This is a genomic window from Streptomyces sp. JJ36, from assembly GCF_021696945.1.
Classification (GTDB): domain Bacteria; phylum Actinomycetota; class Actinomycetes; order Streptomycetales; family Streptomycetaceae; genus Streptomyces.
Map to the genome: position 1 here is coordinate 1 of NZ_JACYHE010000032.1, position 14,497 is coordinate 14,497.

Consider the following 14,497-nt stretch of genomic DNA (forward strand, 5'->3'; position numbering starts at 1 on the left):
TGAACGCCACGCTGGCCGCCCGCGCCGCGGCCGTCACCTCGGGCCACGGCTGCGGGCAGGCGGCCGCCGCAGCGGCCGCCGCCACCAGCACCGGCGCGGCACGGGCCCGCCGGAACGCGTCCGTACGCCCGCCCACACCGAGCCCGTCCTCACCCAGCCGCCGCTCCAGCCAGCTCGGCAGCTCCCCGGACGCCCGGAAACCGGCACCGTCCGGCAGCTCCAGACCCGCCGCGACCCGCCGCTCCACCTCGCGCCCCACCAGCAGCGCCACGATGGGCCGCCGCCCGCACAGTGCGACCATCCGGTCCCGCCCCAGCTTCCGCACCGCCGTCGGCGCCCGCGCCTCCAGCGCGGAACCGGTGACCTGGAGCTGGAACGCGTCGTCCTGCCGCAGCTCCACCTCGTCGAAGACCTCGTGCAGCAGCGCCCGGTCCGTCCGTTGCAGCCAGCCGGGCCGTACCGAGGCCAGCAGCGCCACCACCACGCCCCGGCGCGCCGCCTCCGGCAGGAAGCGGTGCCGGATGGCGGGCAGGTCGAGCGAGGAGTCGTTGAAGTAGTCGACCACCACCAGCACCGGGCCGGTCTCCGCGAACGCCTCCTCCGCGATGCGGTCCAGCGCGTGCGCGTCCTCGCCGGGCAGGCTGTGCAGCACCCGCCAGCCCGCGGCCAGGGCACAGCGGCCGGTCTCCAGGCCCGTACGGGTCTTGCCGGTGCCGGCCGCGCCGACCAGCAGGACGCCCCGGTCGGGGCGGGTGACCAGGCGCTGGAAGAGGTTCTCCGGGTCGGCCGGGTGGTCGCTTCCGGGGCTGACGAAGGGGAGCCGCTCCGGAGTGAGGTTCTTCTTGAAGTCCGCGAAGCCCTCGACGAGTTCCTGCTGGGCGAGGACCGAGCGCAGCGGGTCCGGGGCCGCGGTGCCCGGCACCTCCACCGGCACCGGGGCCGGCGGCACGCCCTCGCGGGCCAGCAGCCCGCGGAACTCCGGGTCCGCCAGCGCCGCCGTCACCGGCTCGGCCTCCGCGCTCCGGGAACCCGCCGCCGGCAGCCGGCTGCCCTGCACCCCTACCAGCACCGCGCCGTCCTCCACGAACAGCGCCGCGCCGGACATCCCGCTCCACGGGTCCGGGCCGTTCCCGCTCCGCTCGACGGGCGGGGCGCTGGTGACGGAGAGGTCCAGCAGTCCGGACTTGAGATTGGAGCCGAGCTGGATCGCACCGTCGATCCGGCGGCTGTCCCGGCGCTCCAGCCCGCGTAACCGGGCGTCGCCGGAGCGCTGCGCGTACGCCGGGAAACCGATCGCGGCGAAGGGCACACTCCCGGTCACGCCGGCCGGCAGCTCGCCGAGGACCGCGGGCCGTACGGTGCCGGCCGCCGCCGCGTCCTCCGCGGCCAGCCGCAGGAGGGCCAGGTCGGGGCCGTCCGCGCGCCACACCGGCTCGGCGGTCAGCGGTTCGGGACGGCCGCCGAGGCGCACCTCGCAGACCGGGCCCGCCCCGGAGCGTGCTCCGGCCGCGTCCAGCAGATGACCGGCGGTGAGCACCAGCCGGGCGCTGATGCGGTACCCCGTCCCGTACGCCCTGCCGCCACCGACGACGACCTCGGCGACCCTGTCGGTCTGCACCCCGGACGCCGCGGCTCAGTCGCCCGCGAGCAGGCCGGAGACGTCGTCCCCGGTGAAGACCGGCCCACCGGACGCCGTCTCCGCGGAGAGGCTGAGCCGTACGACATGGGTGTCCGTGGACGTCTTCGTGCCCTTGCCGCCGAGCGACACCACCCAGAACCGCACTCCCGCGTCCGCCTCCCGGGTCCGCTCGACCGCCACCTGCAGCTCCAGCTCCACGTCGTCGATGCGGAAGCGTACGTCCTCCCCCGCCGCGTCGAGCTGCGCCCTGCCGATCTCCCGGCGCAGCGCCCGCAGCAGGTCCGCCAGCTCGATGTCCATCCACGCCCCCCACACGACGGCCCGAGATCGACATCGTAGGGCGCCCCCTCCCCGCGAGAAAGCCCCGGTCTGCGCCGGCCTCGCCCCCGCCGCCCGCAGGCCTGTGCCTGCGGGGCCCTGCGGCCCGTCCGCGCGGCTGCACCCTCCGTGCCCGTCTGCGACCATGGATCCCATGCGCGCGCGATACGGAATCCCCCTGGGCATCACGGCCGGCGTCACCGCACTCGGCGCTGCGGGCCTCGGCTACGCGGCGGGCATCGAGGCCCGGTCCTTCCGGCTCCGGCGGGTGAGCGTCCCGGTGCTGCCCCCGGGCATGCACCCGCTGCGCGTCCTCCACGTCTCCGACATCCACCTGGTGTGCGGCCAGCGCAAGAAGGAGCGCTGGCTCCAGTCCCTGGCGGGGCTCCGGCCCGACTTCGTGATCAACACCGGGGACAACCTCTCCGACACCGAGGCCGTCCCCGAGCTGCTGGACGCCCTGGGGCCGCTGCTCGAGTACCCGGGGGCGTACGTCTTCGGCTCCAACGACTACTACGGGCCGCGCCTGCGCAACCCGGCCCGCTACCTCCTGGAGAAGGCCAGCGGCCGCCACGGCCTCAACGGCAACCCCCCGGTCACCGGCGCGGTCCACAACCCCTGGGAGGACATCCGGGACGCCTTCGACGCGGCCGGCTGGGTCGGCCTCTCCAACAGCCGCGGCCGCATCAAGCTCGGCGGCGGCCGGGAGGTCGCCCTCACCGGCCTCGACGACCCGCACATCAAGCGGGACCGCTACGGCGAGGTCGCGGGCGGCCCGGAAAGCGGCGCCGACCTCTCCCTCGCCGTCGTGCACGCGCCGTACCTGCGGGTCCTGGACGCCTTCGCCGCCGACGGCTACCCGCTGATCCTCGCCGGGCACACCCACGGCGGACAGCTCTGCGTCCCCTTCTACGGCGCCCTGGTCACCAACTGCGACCTGGACACCCGGCGGGTCAAGGGGCTCTCGGCGCACGAGGCCGGCGGCAACCGCTCCTACCTCCACGTCTCGGCCGGCTGCGGCACCAACCGGTACACCCCGGTCCGCTTCGCCTGCCCGCCCGAGGCCACCCTGCTCACCCTCACCGAAGCGGTCTGACCAGGCCCGCAGCCCCTCCGGGCGGCCGCCACGGCCCCGCACCCGCCCCCTCCGACGTGCCGCCCGAAACCGGATTTCGTCTCAGCGACGACCTGGGCTAGAGTAGTCGTCGTTGCTTCGGGGTGTGGCGCAGCTTGGCAGCGCGCTTCGTTCGGGACGAAGAGGTCGTGGGTTCAAATCCCGCCACCCCGACAGAGGAATCACCAGGTCAGGGGCCTGATCCGCATCGCGGGTCGGGCCCCTGAGTGGTTCCTGGAGATCGCTTGGGAGAAATCTGGGAGAAGACCTTGGTCGGCTTCTCCCAGGAGCAGTCTCCAGTGCCGCAGGAAGAGCGGCGCCTACGCGCCCTCGGCCCTGCGCGTTCGCGAATGAGGGCTCGTAGCTGACCAGGAACACCGCGGCGGGCCACCCCAACGGTCGTTAGGAGCACCGCACATGGCAGGTCATCGCTCAGCGCCTCCCCACGACCACGCCCGTGCGCTCGCCCAGCGGGTACGTGCGTTGCGTGAGGGCCGCGGGTGGACGCGGGAACGGCTGGCCAAGGAGGCGGGCATCGGCGTCGGGGCGTTGGGCCGTCTGGAGAGCGAGGGAGCTATCCAGCCAGGTTTCTTCACCGTCGGCGCGGTGGCCGAGGCTCTTGCGGTCTCCCTCGATGATCTGTACCGGGCGGCCCAGATCCCGCCCGTCACGCCCGGTCTCTGGTCAGCCGGATACGAAGGGCGGGACATCGACTCGTTCGTCGCCTCGCTCGTCGACAGCCACATCGGTGTCGTGGCGGATGTACGGCTCACCCCGATCAGCCGCAAGAAGGGCTTCAGCAAAACCCGCCTCGGGGAGGCTCTGGCCGAAGCCGGCATCGAGTACACGCACCTGCGTGGCCTGGGCAATCCGAAGGACAACCGGGAGCCCTTCTGGGACGGCCGCGTCGAGGTGGGACGGGCGCGCTTCCGTGGTCTACTGCAGTCCGAAGAGGCCCAGGCCGACCTTGACCGCCTCGCAGAGCACGCCCGAGCGTCGCGGGTCGCGGTGCTGTGCTTCGAGAAGGACGAGAGCCGCTGTCACCGGCAGATCGTCCTGGAGACGGTCCGTAACCGGGTCTCAGTGTCGGTGAATCCGTTGGCCTGACTTCGTCCCCGGCTTACGCACGCGCCCTTGCCAGCGGTGCATGCCTCTCTTCCAATCAGATCGGGGAGATCGATGGAGGGGGCACACCATGGCGTCGTCGGCATTCGCGAAACGGCAGCGCGCACGGATCATGATCACGGTCAAGACGTATCCGGAGCTGTCCAACAAATGCCGCGAGACCAGCTGCGTGGCCGGCATACGCCTGGACCAGGGCGCGCCGCAGCACGTGCGGCTCTTCCCAGTGCCCTTCCGGCTTCTGAGCGAGGACGCCCAGTTCTCCAAGTACTCGATCATCGAAGTCGACGTCGAACCGCATCGTCCGGAGCGGGACTCCCGCCCGGAGAGTTTCCGGCCCGACCTCGACACGTTGGAGATCGTGGGTGAGGTACCGTCCGACGGCGGCTGGAAGAAGCGGTACCGGTATGTGGAGCCGCTGGTCGCCCCGTCGCTCTGCGCCATCAAGCGGGCTCAGGAGAATCAAGGAACGTCCCTCGGCGTCTTCCAACCCGCCGAGATCACCCGCTTCCGGCTGGAGCCCGCCGAGCCCTGGTCCGTCTCCAAGGCCGCCCTGGCCGACCAACTCGACTTGTTCGAGCAGGAACTGAACCGCCTGGAATGGGTGCCGCTTGACTTCCGCTACAGCTTCCGCTGCGCCGACGACGACTGTCCGACCCACGACATGGGACTGAAGGACTGGGAGGCCGGCCAGTCATACCGCAAGTTCCAGCGCAAGTACGGCGAGCGTGGGGTCCGTGAGGCACTACGCGAGACTTGGTACGACCGGATGTGCGCCCCGAACCGGGCCGTCCACTTCTTTGTCGGCAACATAGCGGCCCATCCCAAGACCTTTATGCTGCTGGCTGTCTTCTACCCGGAGCGGAAGGTCGTCGAGAACGTTCAGGAGAGTCTGTTCGGTGAGTGATGCGCTCCTGCCGGAGACTCAGGCGGACTTGGTCACGTCTTCTGGAGTGGTGTAACGGCGGCCACTCGGTGCTTCGTAGTTGAGGTTATGCGGTCAGTTCGGTCGGTGGTGCAGATTCATCTCCTTCTCCGTCGATCGGGTGGAGACGGGCCTTGGCGAGGAGCTCGCGGCCCATGTAGCGGCGGGCTTCGGTGCACTCGTCGTTCTGCTCGGCCAGGACAGCGCCGACCAGCCGGATGACGACCGCCCGGTCGGGGAAGATCCCGACTGTCGGCGCGGCGCCGGACTTCCCTGTTCAACCACTCTTGAGGTTGTTGGACCAGACCTGCCGCCAGATCTCCCGCGGGAGGCAACGAACGCCAGCAGATCGTGCCGGGCCTCATCGAGGCGGGCGGCAGCCTTGGGGAACTTCGCCTCCAGCGCGTCCAGCACGTGATTGACCTGCGCATTCACGGCTTCGGCGTCGGGCTGCTCGAAGACCGTCCGCAGCAAGGTCGCGACCCAAGGCTGAGCCGATATCGGTACCTGCGAGAGCAGGTTGCGGGCGTAGTGGGTGCGGCACCGCTGCCAGGACGTCCCCGGCAACACGGCGCCGATCGCTTCGACTAGGCCGGCGTGGGCGTCGGAGATGACCAGCTGGACTCCGGAAAGGCCGCGGGCGACCAGTGAGCGGAGGAAGGCCAGCCAGCCGGCGCCGTCCTCAGCGGTCGCGAGGTCGATGCCGAGGATACGGTGACCAAGAGCCCTCAATAGCCGAGGTCGTCAGTTCTGCTCTCCGGGCCGCTACCCGGCAACTTTGCTCCGCCGGAACCATCGAGCGCGGCCACCACTCCCCGCACAACGCGATGGGGTGTAGATCTTTTCACGCCGGACCGCGCGTTGGTATATCTGGTTGCAGTAGGGGGTGGCTGGCCACTTCCGCCGTGCCGGAAGGGCGGGCATCTTGATTACTGCACCCATATGCGGCTACTGCCGCCAGATCGTCGGACTCCGGAGCGGGATCATCATCCCGCATTGGAGAGAGGATTTCTCTTCTTCCCTGTGTCCTGCGTCCTACCGCGAGTCCACCCATGTCCGCTGGCTGAGGGGCGAAGAGTTAGAGCACTACCAGCTCAACCGGGCGAGGAAGGCCAACCGCCGCCGCCAGGAGCTTCGGGCCACCCACGCCGCTGCTCGCCGCGCCATGAACCCCTACGACGACGACCCGGTTCCAGCGCCGGAATTGCTCCCCATGCACGAAGGCCGCCGCTACGTGGCCGTCATGCTTCCCGGCTCGGGCCCGGCAGATGTATGGCTCCCGGGCAAGACCCGAGGGGAACAGCGGCGCTTCATCGGCCGCTTCCTGCCGAGCACACACGGCCTCAGGTGGAACGAGAAGCGGGGCTGCTGGAGTGTGCCTACCCGTCACTTCCTCGAGCTGGCTCGGCACCTGCTGCGCTATAACCAGATGATCATGCTTGGGCGTGAGTTCAACCCGATCGAGAAGTGCAACGGAGCCTGCCGTCACGCAGCAGGCCCGGACTGTCAGTGCTCATGCCGGGCGAAGTATCACGGTCAAGGGCAGTGGAAGGCAGGATGGATTGAGGTGAACGAGTTCGACACCGACTACCACGGGAACTCTTGGCACTGGACCATCTTCAGCCGCGATACCGACAGGCGATAGCACCTCGAGCAGAAGACCGAAGCACCTGGCGAAAAGCCCACACTACAGGTGCACCAAAGCGATCGGCCATTTCATCCTCCTATCCTCGTCGACCAGATAAAGGCGGACGGTCGCGCCCGCACTCCCGAGGTGGAGGCCGCGCTGCGCCGCCGTCGCATACCTCACCCGTCACTTTTCAGACCGGACGACGCCCGAGGGCGGCAAGCTCTGGGAGTTCGGCGTCATCGGCCACCAACCTGGCAGCGACGCGCTGGTGGCACAGGTCGCTGACGCGGTGCGCACCTGGGAGCGTGAGTATCGGGGGTACGGGGCCACGTTCGAGCTGCAAGACCTGACAGCTACGCAAGCGGAGCCGAGGCTGGCAGATTCGCCCTGGATACGCCGCTGAACCGGGTCGTCGTCGACTTCGGCTGACGGTCACACCGCCCTACGTCCGGTGCCCGTCGGCATCACGACGTCCGGTGTCCGTCGGTATCGCGCCTGGTCGCAACCTCGCGCGACTCCGGGTTCGCGCGGGCTGCGGCGACAAAAGACCGACGGCGCCTCCTCGTCCTGTACTCAGCAATCGGCACCGGCACAGCCGTCCGCTTCGAGGACATCGCTGTCCCGCCGACCTCACCGTGGCCGATGACGATCGTCAGGAAGTGCGTGCCTGGCTGTGGCGTGTACTCCTCACCGACGGCACTCGCACCCTCACCGCCCAGGGCCGCTGGGACGATGGGCGGCTCGCTCGCCGTCCCGTCTCCAGTGCGTGACCGGAAAGTTTGCCGGGGCGGGATGACACGTCCGTACGGCCTGGAGGGAAGAGCGCCTGATGCCTCACCTTGGACTCGTGACCGTTGTCGTGCGTGACTACGACGAGGCCATCGCCTTCTACCGGGACGTCGTCGGGTTCGAGCTCCTGGAAGACACCCGGATCGACGAGGAGAAGCGGTGGGTGGTGGTCGCTCCACCGGGGGCGCGGGAGACGGCGGTGCTCCTGGCCAGGGCCGTGACTGGAGGTCAGGAGGCCCGTGTCGGGGACCAGACCGGCGGCCGAGTCGGCTGGTTCTTGAACACCGACGCGTTCGACCGCGACTACGAGCGGATGCGGGCAGCCGGGGTCGTCTTCGAAGAAGCGCCCCGGCAGGAGGCGTACGGCACGGTCGCCGTCTTCCGGGACCTGTACGGGAACCGCTGGGACCTGATCCAACTGGACCGGCCCGTAGGCACGGGACGGTAGCAGGGCGCTCGGGAAGCCGGGAGTCAGGTCGCCGGGTCCGGGGTGTGGAGGTCGGGGTAGGTCGTCACACGGGGGTGGCGGTGGGCCCAGTCCAGGATCTCGGGGCCGGGGGTGCCGTAGATCTCGGCCTGGGTCATCTCGGCGCACGCGCCGACCTGGCGCAGCAGGTCCGCCGCCCGCTCGTTGTGCGTCACCGCGGCCGCGGTGTCGGCGTACTCCTCCAGGACGACGTAGCCGCCCTCGCCGGCGAAGAACCACCGGTAGGTGAGGGTGCCGGGTTCCTGCCTCGCCTGGGCGCACAGGACCCGCAGTAACTCCTCGAAGCGGGGACGCTGTTGCCGGGGGACGTCGAACCGGGCCCGTACGAAGATGCTCATGGGCGGTAGTCAAGCGCCCCGGCGTGGGCTGCGCCAGAGGCACCGCCGGCCGCACCGGGCCCCGGACGGCGGGAGGTCCGGCCCCGCCCCGCTGGGCTCCGCCCTCGTGTTCCGCCGTCGCGGTGTACCGAGCGTCGGCGGCGCGCCGGTCGCCCGGCGGTGCCCGGGGGCGGGCTGCGCACCCGGCCACCGGGGCTCGGGTGGTAGTCCCGTGGTCCGGGCCGGGTGACAGGCCCGGGGCCCAGGGCCCAGGTGCCGTGCCGGGGCCAGGTGGACCGGCCCCCCGGCCCCGGGGTTCAGGCGTCGGTGGGCGTACGGCCGGTGTGGGTGACGCGGAAGGTGAGGCCGGCGTCGAGGAGGCGCTGGAGGAGGGGCCGGCCGAGGGCGACAGCGGGGGTGAGCTGCCCGGAGAGCGCCGGGAGCTCGTCGAAGGCGAGGCAGAGGGCGGACTCGGCGAGGATCTTGGAGGTCTCGTCGTAGCCCGGGTCGCCCCCGGCGACCTCGGTGGCGAGGCGCCGGCCGCCGCCCTCGCCGAGGAAGCGGAGGGAGAAGCTGCTGCGGGCCCGGCGCTCCTCGCTGGGCCCCTCGCCGGAGCCGAGGCGGCTGGTCAGGGCGCGGCGTACGGCGGGGAGCTGGGCCGCGCCGAGCAGGGCGCCGGCGCCCGCGACGCCGCCGAGGGCGACGGGCAGATGGCGGACCGCGGCGGCGTGGCGATAGCGGAAGTCCGGCCCGTACCGGTCCAGGGCGGAGGCGGAGCGCGCCACGATCTGCGGGTCGATCGTCGGCAGCGGGACGGCCCAGGCGTCCAGCAGCGGGACGCGGCGGAGGCCGCCGGTCGGGGTGGAGATGCGGCGGTCGGCCGGGCGTGGCTCTGCGGCACGCCGTTCCCGGGCGGCCCGGAGGGTCTGCGGCCCGCGGGCGAAGGAGTCGAGGGCGGAGGCGAGGGTGCCGCCGGAGATGGTGGCGTCGGCGCGCACGTAACCGTCGATGCGGAGCGGCACGCCTTCCGGGAGCCGCTCCACGGTGTACTGGACGCCGAGGTCGTACGGGACGGAGTCGAAGCCGCAGGCGTGCAGGAGCCGGGCGCCGGTGCGCCGGGCCACGGCGTCGTACCGGAGGTACATGGTGTCGACGAACTCCGGTTCGCCGGTGAGGTCGAGGTAGTCGGTGCCCGCCTCGGCGCAGGCGGCCACCAGGGGCTCCCCGTGGCGGAGGTACGGCCCCACGGTGCTGACCACCACGCGGGCCCCGGCGGCGAGCCGGTGCAGCGAGGCGGGGTCGCCCGCGTCGGCCTCCAGGAGCGGGAGGTCCGCGCATTCCGGGCGCAGGGCGGCCAGTTCGGCGCGGACGCCGGCCAGCTTGTCGCGGTTACGTCCGGCGAGGGCCCAGCGGCAGCCGGGCGGGGCGTTGCGGGCGAGGTAGCGGGCGGTGAGGCGGCCGGTGAAGCCGGTCGCACCGTAGAGGACGAGGTCGTGGGGCTCGGTCTCGGTGGGCGGGTGCGCGTCGGCCTGCGGCACGGGGTCCTCCGGGCGAGGGTCGGGGTTACCGGCGGGTTGCGGACAGTCCGACCGTACGCCTTCCGCGCGGGTGGTGTGCGGTGTGCCCCGTCACGGGGCGCAGGCGCGCTTCCTGTCCCGCGGGGGCGGGCCGCCCGGCGTCGCCGTCAGCCCGGGTCGGGGGAGGCGAGGAACTGGGTGGCGGCGAGTTCGGCGTAGAGGGGGTCGGCGGTGACCAGTTCGCGGTGGCTGCCGACGGCCCGCACCGTGCCGGCGTCCATCACCACGATGCGGTCCGCCATGGTGACCGTCGACAGCCGGTGGGCGACGACCAGCACAGTGGTCCGGCCGGCGACCTCGGCGACGGTGTCGCGCAGCGCCGCCTCGTTGACCGCGTCGAGTTGCGAGGTGGCCTCGTCCAGGAGCAGCAGCCGCGGACGGCGCAGCAGGGCGCGGGCGATGGCGACGCGCTGGCGCTCGCCGCCGGAGAGCTTGGTGCCGCGGTGGCCGACGCGGGTGTCCAGCCCCTCGGGCAGCCGCGCCGTCAGCCCGTCGAGCCGGGTGGTGCGCAGCACCTCCTCCAGGGCGTCGTCGGTGGTGTCGGGGGCGCCCAGCAGCAGGTTGTCCCGGAGGGTGCCGGAGAGCACGGGGGCGTCCTGCTCGACGTAGCCGAGGGCGGAGCGGAGTTCGGGGATCGGCCAGTCCCGGACATCGCGGCCGTCGAGCAGCACCCGCCCCGCCTCGGGGTCGTAGAACCGCTCGACGAGGGAGAAGACGGTGGTCTTGCCCGCGCCGGAGGGGCCGACGAAGGCGGTCATGCCGCGTGGCGGCACGCGGAAGCTCACCCCGTGGTGGACGTACGGGAGGTCCGGTCCGTACCGGAAGCGGACGTCCTCGAACGCGAGCGCGGCCGGCGCGGCGCCGGGCGCCGGCAGCGGGGCGGGGGGCCGCTGCGGCTCGGTCGGCAGGCGCCGGGCCTCCTGGATGCGGGCGACGGCGGCCGCGCCGACCTGGTACTGCGTCACCGCCTGGACCAGTTCCTGGAGCGGCGACATGAGATAGAAGACGTAGAGGAGGAAGGCCACCAGGGTGCCGATGTCGATGGCCCCGGTGGCGACGCGGGCCCCGCCGAAGCCCAGCACGGTGAGGAAGGCGACCTGCATGGAGAGCCCCGCGGTGTTCCCCGCCAGGGCCTCCCACTTGGCCGCCCGTACGGCCTGCCGCCAGGACTCCTCGGCGGCCGCGTGCACGGCCTGCTCCTCGCGGTGTTCGGCACCGGACGCCTTGACGGTGCGCAGGGCGCCGAGGATGCGTTCGAGGGCGGCGCCCATGAGGCCGACGGACTCCTGGGCCTGACGGCTCGCCCGGTGGATACGGGGCACGATGAGGCCGATCACGCAGCCCGCACCGGCGATGACGGAGACCGTCACGGCCAGCAGCACGGGATCGACCACGGCCATCATGACCAGCGTGGCCAGCAGGGTGAGACCGCCGGTGCCGGCGCCGACGAGGGAGTCGGTGGTCACCTGGCGCAGCAGGGTGGTGTCCGAGGTCACCCGGGCCATCAGATCGCCGGGCTCGCTGCGGTCCACGGCGGATATCCGCAGCCGGAGGAGGAAGGAGGAGAGCGAGCGGCGGGCCGCGAGCACCACCGACTCGGCCGTGCGGCGCAGCACGTACGCACCCAGCGCGCCCACACAGGCGTTGGCGATCACCAGCGCGGACATCAGGAACAGTGGGCCGGTGATGGACCGGTCGTCCGCGAGATCGTCGATGAGGGCGCGGGCGACCAGCGGCAGGGCGAGCCCGGTGGCGCCGGTGACCAGGGAGAGGACGGCCCCGGCGAGGAGGGCGCGGCGGTGCGGGCGGACGTGGTGCAGGAGCACCCGCCAGGCGGGGGTGCCGGGGGCCTCGGGCCCTCCGGTGTCGCCGGGCGCCCCGGACGCGGGCTCCCCGGACGGGCCACCGGGTGTCCCGGAGGTGCCGGGCGGCCCGGACGGGCCACCGGGTGGCGCGGACCTGCCGGGTGCTCCGGCGTCGCCATGTGCCGACGGGCCGGGGACGCGGGCGGTGGGGGAGGTGTCGGTGTCGTCGGGGGGTTGGGCGCCGGATGATGTGGTGTCCGTGTCCACGGCACTCCTCGGGTGCGCGCCGGGTGGTCGCTCTGAGAGCGTAACCCGCCGTGCCCGGGGGTGGGTTCACCCGAAGGAGGGGTTACGGGTCAGCGCTCGGGCCGGTGCCAGGGGGTGGTGGCCAGGCGGCCGGTGGTGCCCAGGTCGAGGCCGCCGTCGGGCGTGAGGCGCTGGGCGGGGTCGCCCTCGGCCGGGGTGACGTCGAGGTGGACGCCGGTGTCCGCGGACCCGTCCCCGGCGGTCACGGTGTTGCGCCAGAAGAGCTCCGTGACGGCCTCCTCGCCGGGTTGCAGCACCAGGGTCCCGACCGGCGGGGAGTCGTACGCGGTGATCTCGTCCGGGTCCCGCAGGATCTCGACGTCCAGCGGCTGCCCGTCACCGTTCAGGACCCGCAGTCGGGGGTGTCCGGCGACCCGGTACGGACGGTCGCCGCAGTTGGTCAGGGTGACGCTCATCCCCCGCAGTCCCATGGCGGCGTTCACCAGGCCGGCGTGGAGCCGTACGCCGGTGCGCGGGCAGGTGCCGGGGACGGCGGGGCGTGGCTTCCCGGGCCGACCGGGCTCGGCGTGCGGGGCCGGGGGCGGGGTCGGCGCCTCCGGTGCGCCGGCCGCCGCCGAGGCCGGGGGCTCCGGAGCCGGCTCGCCGGGAGCGGAGTCCGTACGGGCGGGGTCGCGCTCGCGTTCGATCTCCGCGGCGAGGCCGCAGCCGGAGGCCAGCCCGGCGGCCAGCCCCGCGGCGAGCACGAGGGAGAGCGTGCGCGGGCGCACACGCGGGGCGCGGTGACGGAGCGCGGGAAGGATCACGCGCCCGATCCTCGCACGAGGACGCGCCGGCGCCCCGGGCCGGAGCAGCGCCGTCTCCGCCGGGCCACGCCACCGCGCCCCCGGCCTCGCGGAAGGAGGCGAGGGGCCCGAGCCACCCCCGCGAGCCCGGGCCCCTCGCCCCTCCGTGGTCCTGCGCTCCCCCGCAGCGCGGGACCGCACGGGACGGGCACGCGTCACGCGCGCCCGGTCCCGCCGTCAGTCCGCCTTCCAGAAGACCGGCTCCTTGTCGAAGTCGGCCGTGTACGTCACCACCGACGGCCGCTGCCCCTTCGCGACGAGGAAGACCAGGCAGCGGGTCTGCTCGGTGCCCGCGGAGAGCTCGTACTCCCCCTCGTTCACGCACTCCGTCACCTCGTCGTCGACGGTGACGAGCTCGTCGGCCTCCTCGCCGCGGGCGTCCCGGAGGCCGGTCGGGGTGAAGGGGTGGGCGACCGTCTTCTCCCCGACGTTCCTGAACGTCATGGTCACGTAGTACGGCACCTTGGCGCGCTGCTCGGCGTCCAGCCGGACCTCGTCGAGGTCGCTCATCGCGCCCTTCTCCACGGAGTCGGCGGTGAGCTGCAGGGTGCCGGTGCGGTCGCCCGCCCGCTTGTACGACACCGTGGTGGGGGTGCCGAGGTCGAGGGTCCTGCCCAGGTCGGCGTCGACCGGCTTGTCCGCGTCCGCGGTGGCGGAGGGCGACGCGTCGGTGGAGGGGTTCTCCTCGGGTACGTAGTCCTCCTCGCAGGCGGTGCCGAAGAGCACGACCGCGCCGGCGAGCAGGACGGCGGCGGCAGGACGCACGGCGGGTCGCGTCGCAGGGCGCGTCGCGGGTCGCGCGGCGGGACGTACGGAACGCATGGGTGTCACTCCCCCGGATCGGCATACGGGCCGCACACCCCGGTGCGGTGGGGCGGGCGGCGGTGCGGGACCAGCATGGCCCCGGAAACGCCGCAGTCGGGCGGCTGTCACCGACCGGGGAAGATCCTGCGACGCGCCCATGCCAATGCAACGGAGCGGTGCCGGGACGGCACCCGGCGGCGCGCGGACGAGACCGCCGGTCGGCCCGGTGCGCGGACCCGCCGTCCCACAGCGCGGGCACCCCGTGGACACGGCCCGGCCTGTGGACACGGGACGGCCCCCTCCGGCGGCGGACGCCGGAGGGGGCCGCGGGGAGGGCCGTCGTCAGTGGACGTTGTTGGCGTTCCCGGCACCGTTCTGCGAGATGATCGGGAAGTCCTCCAGGAGGTGCGACAGCGGGTCGTCGCCGTCGCTGAGGCTGGAGTTCTCCGTGCAGGTCTGGTGGTTGGCGCTCGTCAGGATGTCCTGGACGCCGATGTTCAGCAGGGCCGCGATGCTCTGCGCGTTGAGCTTGTTGAACGGCACCGCGATGCAGGGCTTGTTCAGCGAGCCGTTCACCAGGCTCATGTTGGGGCTCATGTAGCCGCCGGTGGTGGTGTTGCCGTAGGCCTGCTTCGAGCCGTTGCCGTTGGCGGACTGGCCGCCCCTGTCGTCGCTGGTCGCCATCGCGGGGGTGGCGGCCGCGCCGGTGGCACCGACGACCGAAGCCGCTACAGCAGCCGTAGCAAGAACCTTCTTGAGCACGAGTCTTCCTTCCGGATCATGGAGGTGCCCCGCTGCCGGAGCGCCCTGGACAACTCCTGGGATAGACGGAAGTTCTCGCGGTTCACCCGATCGGCTCCG

The 14,497-nt window shown here is 72.6% G+C and carries 13 protein-coding genes, 1 tRNA gene and 3 pseudogenes; 8 read left to right on the plus strand and 9 right to left on the minus strand.

What is annotated here, in order from left to right; genetic code table 11:
- The coding region (locus HOY81_RS14435) for a trypsin-like peptidase domain-containing protein (RefSeq protein ID WP_237320758.1) at positions 1–1,618 on the minus strand (1,618 nt) is incomplete at its 3' end.
- A gap of 15 nt (positions 1,619–1,633) precedes the next feature.
- Positions 1,634–1,939 (minus strand): trypco2 family protein, encoded by a 306-nt coding sequence (locus HOY81_RS14440; RefSeq protein ID WP_237320759.1) that lies wholly within the window; start codon positions 1,937–1,939, stop codon positions 1,634–1,636.
- Between the two features lie 172 nt (positions 1,940–2,111).
- On the opposite strand from HOY81_RS14440, the gene HOY81_RS14445 reads away from it, so the two are divergent.
- The 4 genes from HOY81_RS14445 to HOY81_RS14460 all read left to right on the plus strand — a co-directional run bounded on the left by HOY81_RS14445 (position 2,112) and on the right by HOY81_RS14460 (position 5,100).
- Positions 2,112–3,053 (plus strand): metallophosphoesterase, encoded by a 942-nt coding sequence (locus tag HOY81_RS14445; protein ID WP_237320760.1) that lies wholly within the window; start codon positions 2,112–2,114, stop codon positions 3,051–3,053.
- A gap of 118 nt (positions 3,054–3,171) precedes the next feature.
- Positions 3,172–3,245 (plus strand) — tRNA-Pro (locus tag HOY81_RS14450).
- Positions 3,246–3,488: 243 nt separating this feature from the next.
- Positions 3,489–4,178 carry a DUF488 family protein gene (locus HOY81_RS14455; protein ID WP_237320761.1) on the plus strand — a complete coding sequence of 230 codons (690 nt, stop codon included), beginning with the start codon at positions 3,489–3,491 and terminating at the stop codon, positions 4,176–4,178.
- Between the two features lie 88 nt (positions 4,179–4,266).
- Positions 4,267–5,100 (plus strand): hypothetical protein, encoded by an 834-nt coding sequence (locus HOY81_RS14460; protein WP_237320762.1) that lies wholly within the window; start codon positions 4,267–4,269, stop codon positions 5,098–5,100.
- Positions 5,101–5,185: 85 nt separating this feature from the next.
- On the opposite strand, the pseudogene HOY81_RS14465 reads toward HOY81_RS14460, so the two are convergent.
- Positions 5,186–5,838 (minus strand): annotated as a pseudogene (locus tag HOY81_RS14465) (transposase); the annotation flags it as partial.
- A 205-nt stretch (positions 5,839–6,043) separates the two neighbouring features.
- On the opposite strand from HOY81_RS14465, the gene HOY81_RS14470 reads away from it, so the two are divergent.
- The 4 genes and pseudogenes from HOY81_RS14470 (at position 6,044) to HOY81_RS14485 (ending at position 7,985) form a co-directional block, all read left to right on the plus strand.
- Entirely contained in the window at positions 6,044–6,763 is a 720-nt protein-coding gene (locus HOY81_RS14470) for a hypothetical protein (RefSeq protein WP_237320763.1), read from the plus strand.
- 148 nt (positions 6,764–6,911) lie between these two features.
- Positions 6,912–7,177: pseudogene (locus HOY81_RS14475) on the plus strand (methyltransferase, FxLD system); the annotation flags it as partial.
- Positions 7,178–7,233: 56 nt separating this feature from the next.
- Positions 7,234–7,482 (plus strand): annotated as a pseudogene (locus tag HOY81_RS14480) (hypothetical protein); the annotation flags it as partial.
- A 95-nt stretch (positions 7,483–7,577) separates the two neighbouring features.
- On the plus strand, positions 7,578–7,985 hold the full coding sequence (locus tag HOY81_RS14485; protein ID WP_237320764.1) for a VOC family protein: 408 nt from the start codon (positions 7,578–7,580) through the stop codon (positions 7,983–7,985).
- 23 nt (positions 7,986–8,008) lie between these two features.
- Here the strand turns inward: HOY81_RS14485 and HOY81_RS14490 are convergent, their stop codons facing one another.
- The 6 genes from HOY81_RS14490 to HOY81_RS14515 all read right to left on the minus strand — a co-directional run bounded on the left by HOY81_RS14490 (position 8,009) and on the right by HOY81_RS14515 (position 14,398).
- Complete coding sequence (locus HOY81_RS14490; protein WP_237320765.1) at positions 8,009–8,362, minus strand: putative quinol monooxygenase; 354 nt, start codon at positions 8,360–8,362, stop codon at positions 8,009–8,011.
- A gap of 296 nt (positions 8,363–8,658) precedes the next feature.
- Positions 8,659–9,879, minus strand: coding sequence for a trans-acting enoyl reductase family protein (locus HOY81_RS14495; RefSeq protein ID WP_237320766.1), 1,221 nt, complete (start codon positions 9,877–9,879; stop codon positions 8,659–8,661).
- 146 nt (positions 9,880–10,025) lie between these two features.
- Positions 10,026–11,744, minus strand: coding sequence for an ABC transporter ATP-binding protein (locus tag HOY81_RS14500; RefSeq protein ID WP_237320809.1), 1,719 nt, complete (start codon positions 11,742–11,744; stop codon positions 10,026–10,028).
- Positions 11,745–12,079: 335 nt separating this feature from the next.
- The gene (locus HOY81_RS14505) at positions 12,080–12,793 is read right to left on the minus strand and encodes a DUF4232 domain-containing protein (RefSeq protein WP_237320767.1); all 714 of its coding nucleotides are present in this window, start codon (positions 12,791–12,793) and stop codon (positions 12,080–12,082) included.
- A gap of 216 nt (positions 12,794–13,009) precedes the next feature.
- Positions 13,010–13,597 (minus strand): hypothetical protein, encoded by a 588-nt coding sequence (locus HOY81_RS14510; protein ID WP_237320768.1) that lies wholly within the window; start codon positions 13,595–13,597, stop codon positions 13,010–13,012.
- Positions 13,598–13,978: 381 nt separating this feature from the next.
- Positions 13,979–14,398 carry a rodlin gene (locus HOY81_RS14515; protein ID WP_237320769.1) on the minus strand — a complete coding sequence of 140 codons (420 nt, stop codon included), beginning with the start codon at positions 14,396–14,398 and terminating at the stop codon, positions 13,979–13,981.
- Positions 14,399–14,497 lie beyond the last annotated feature (99 nt).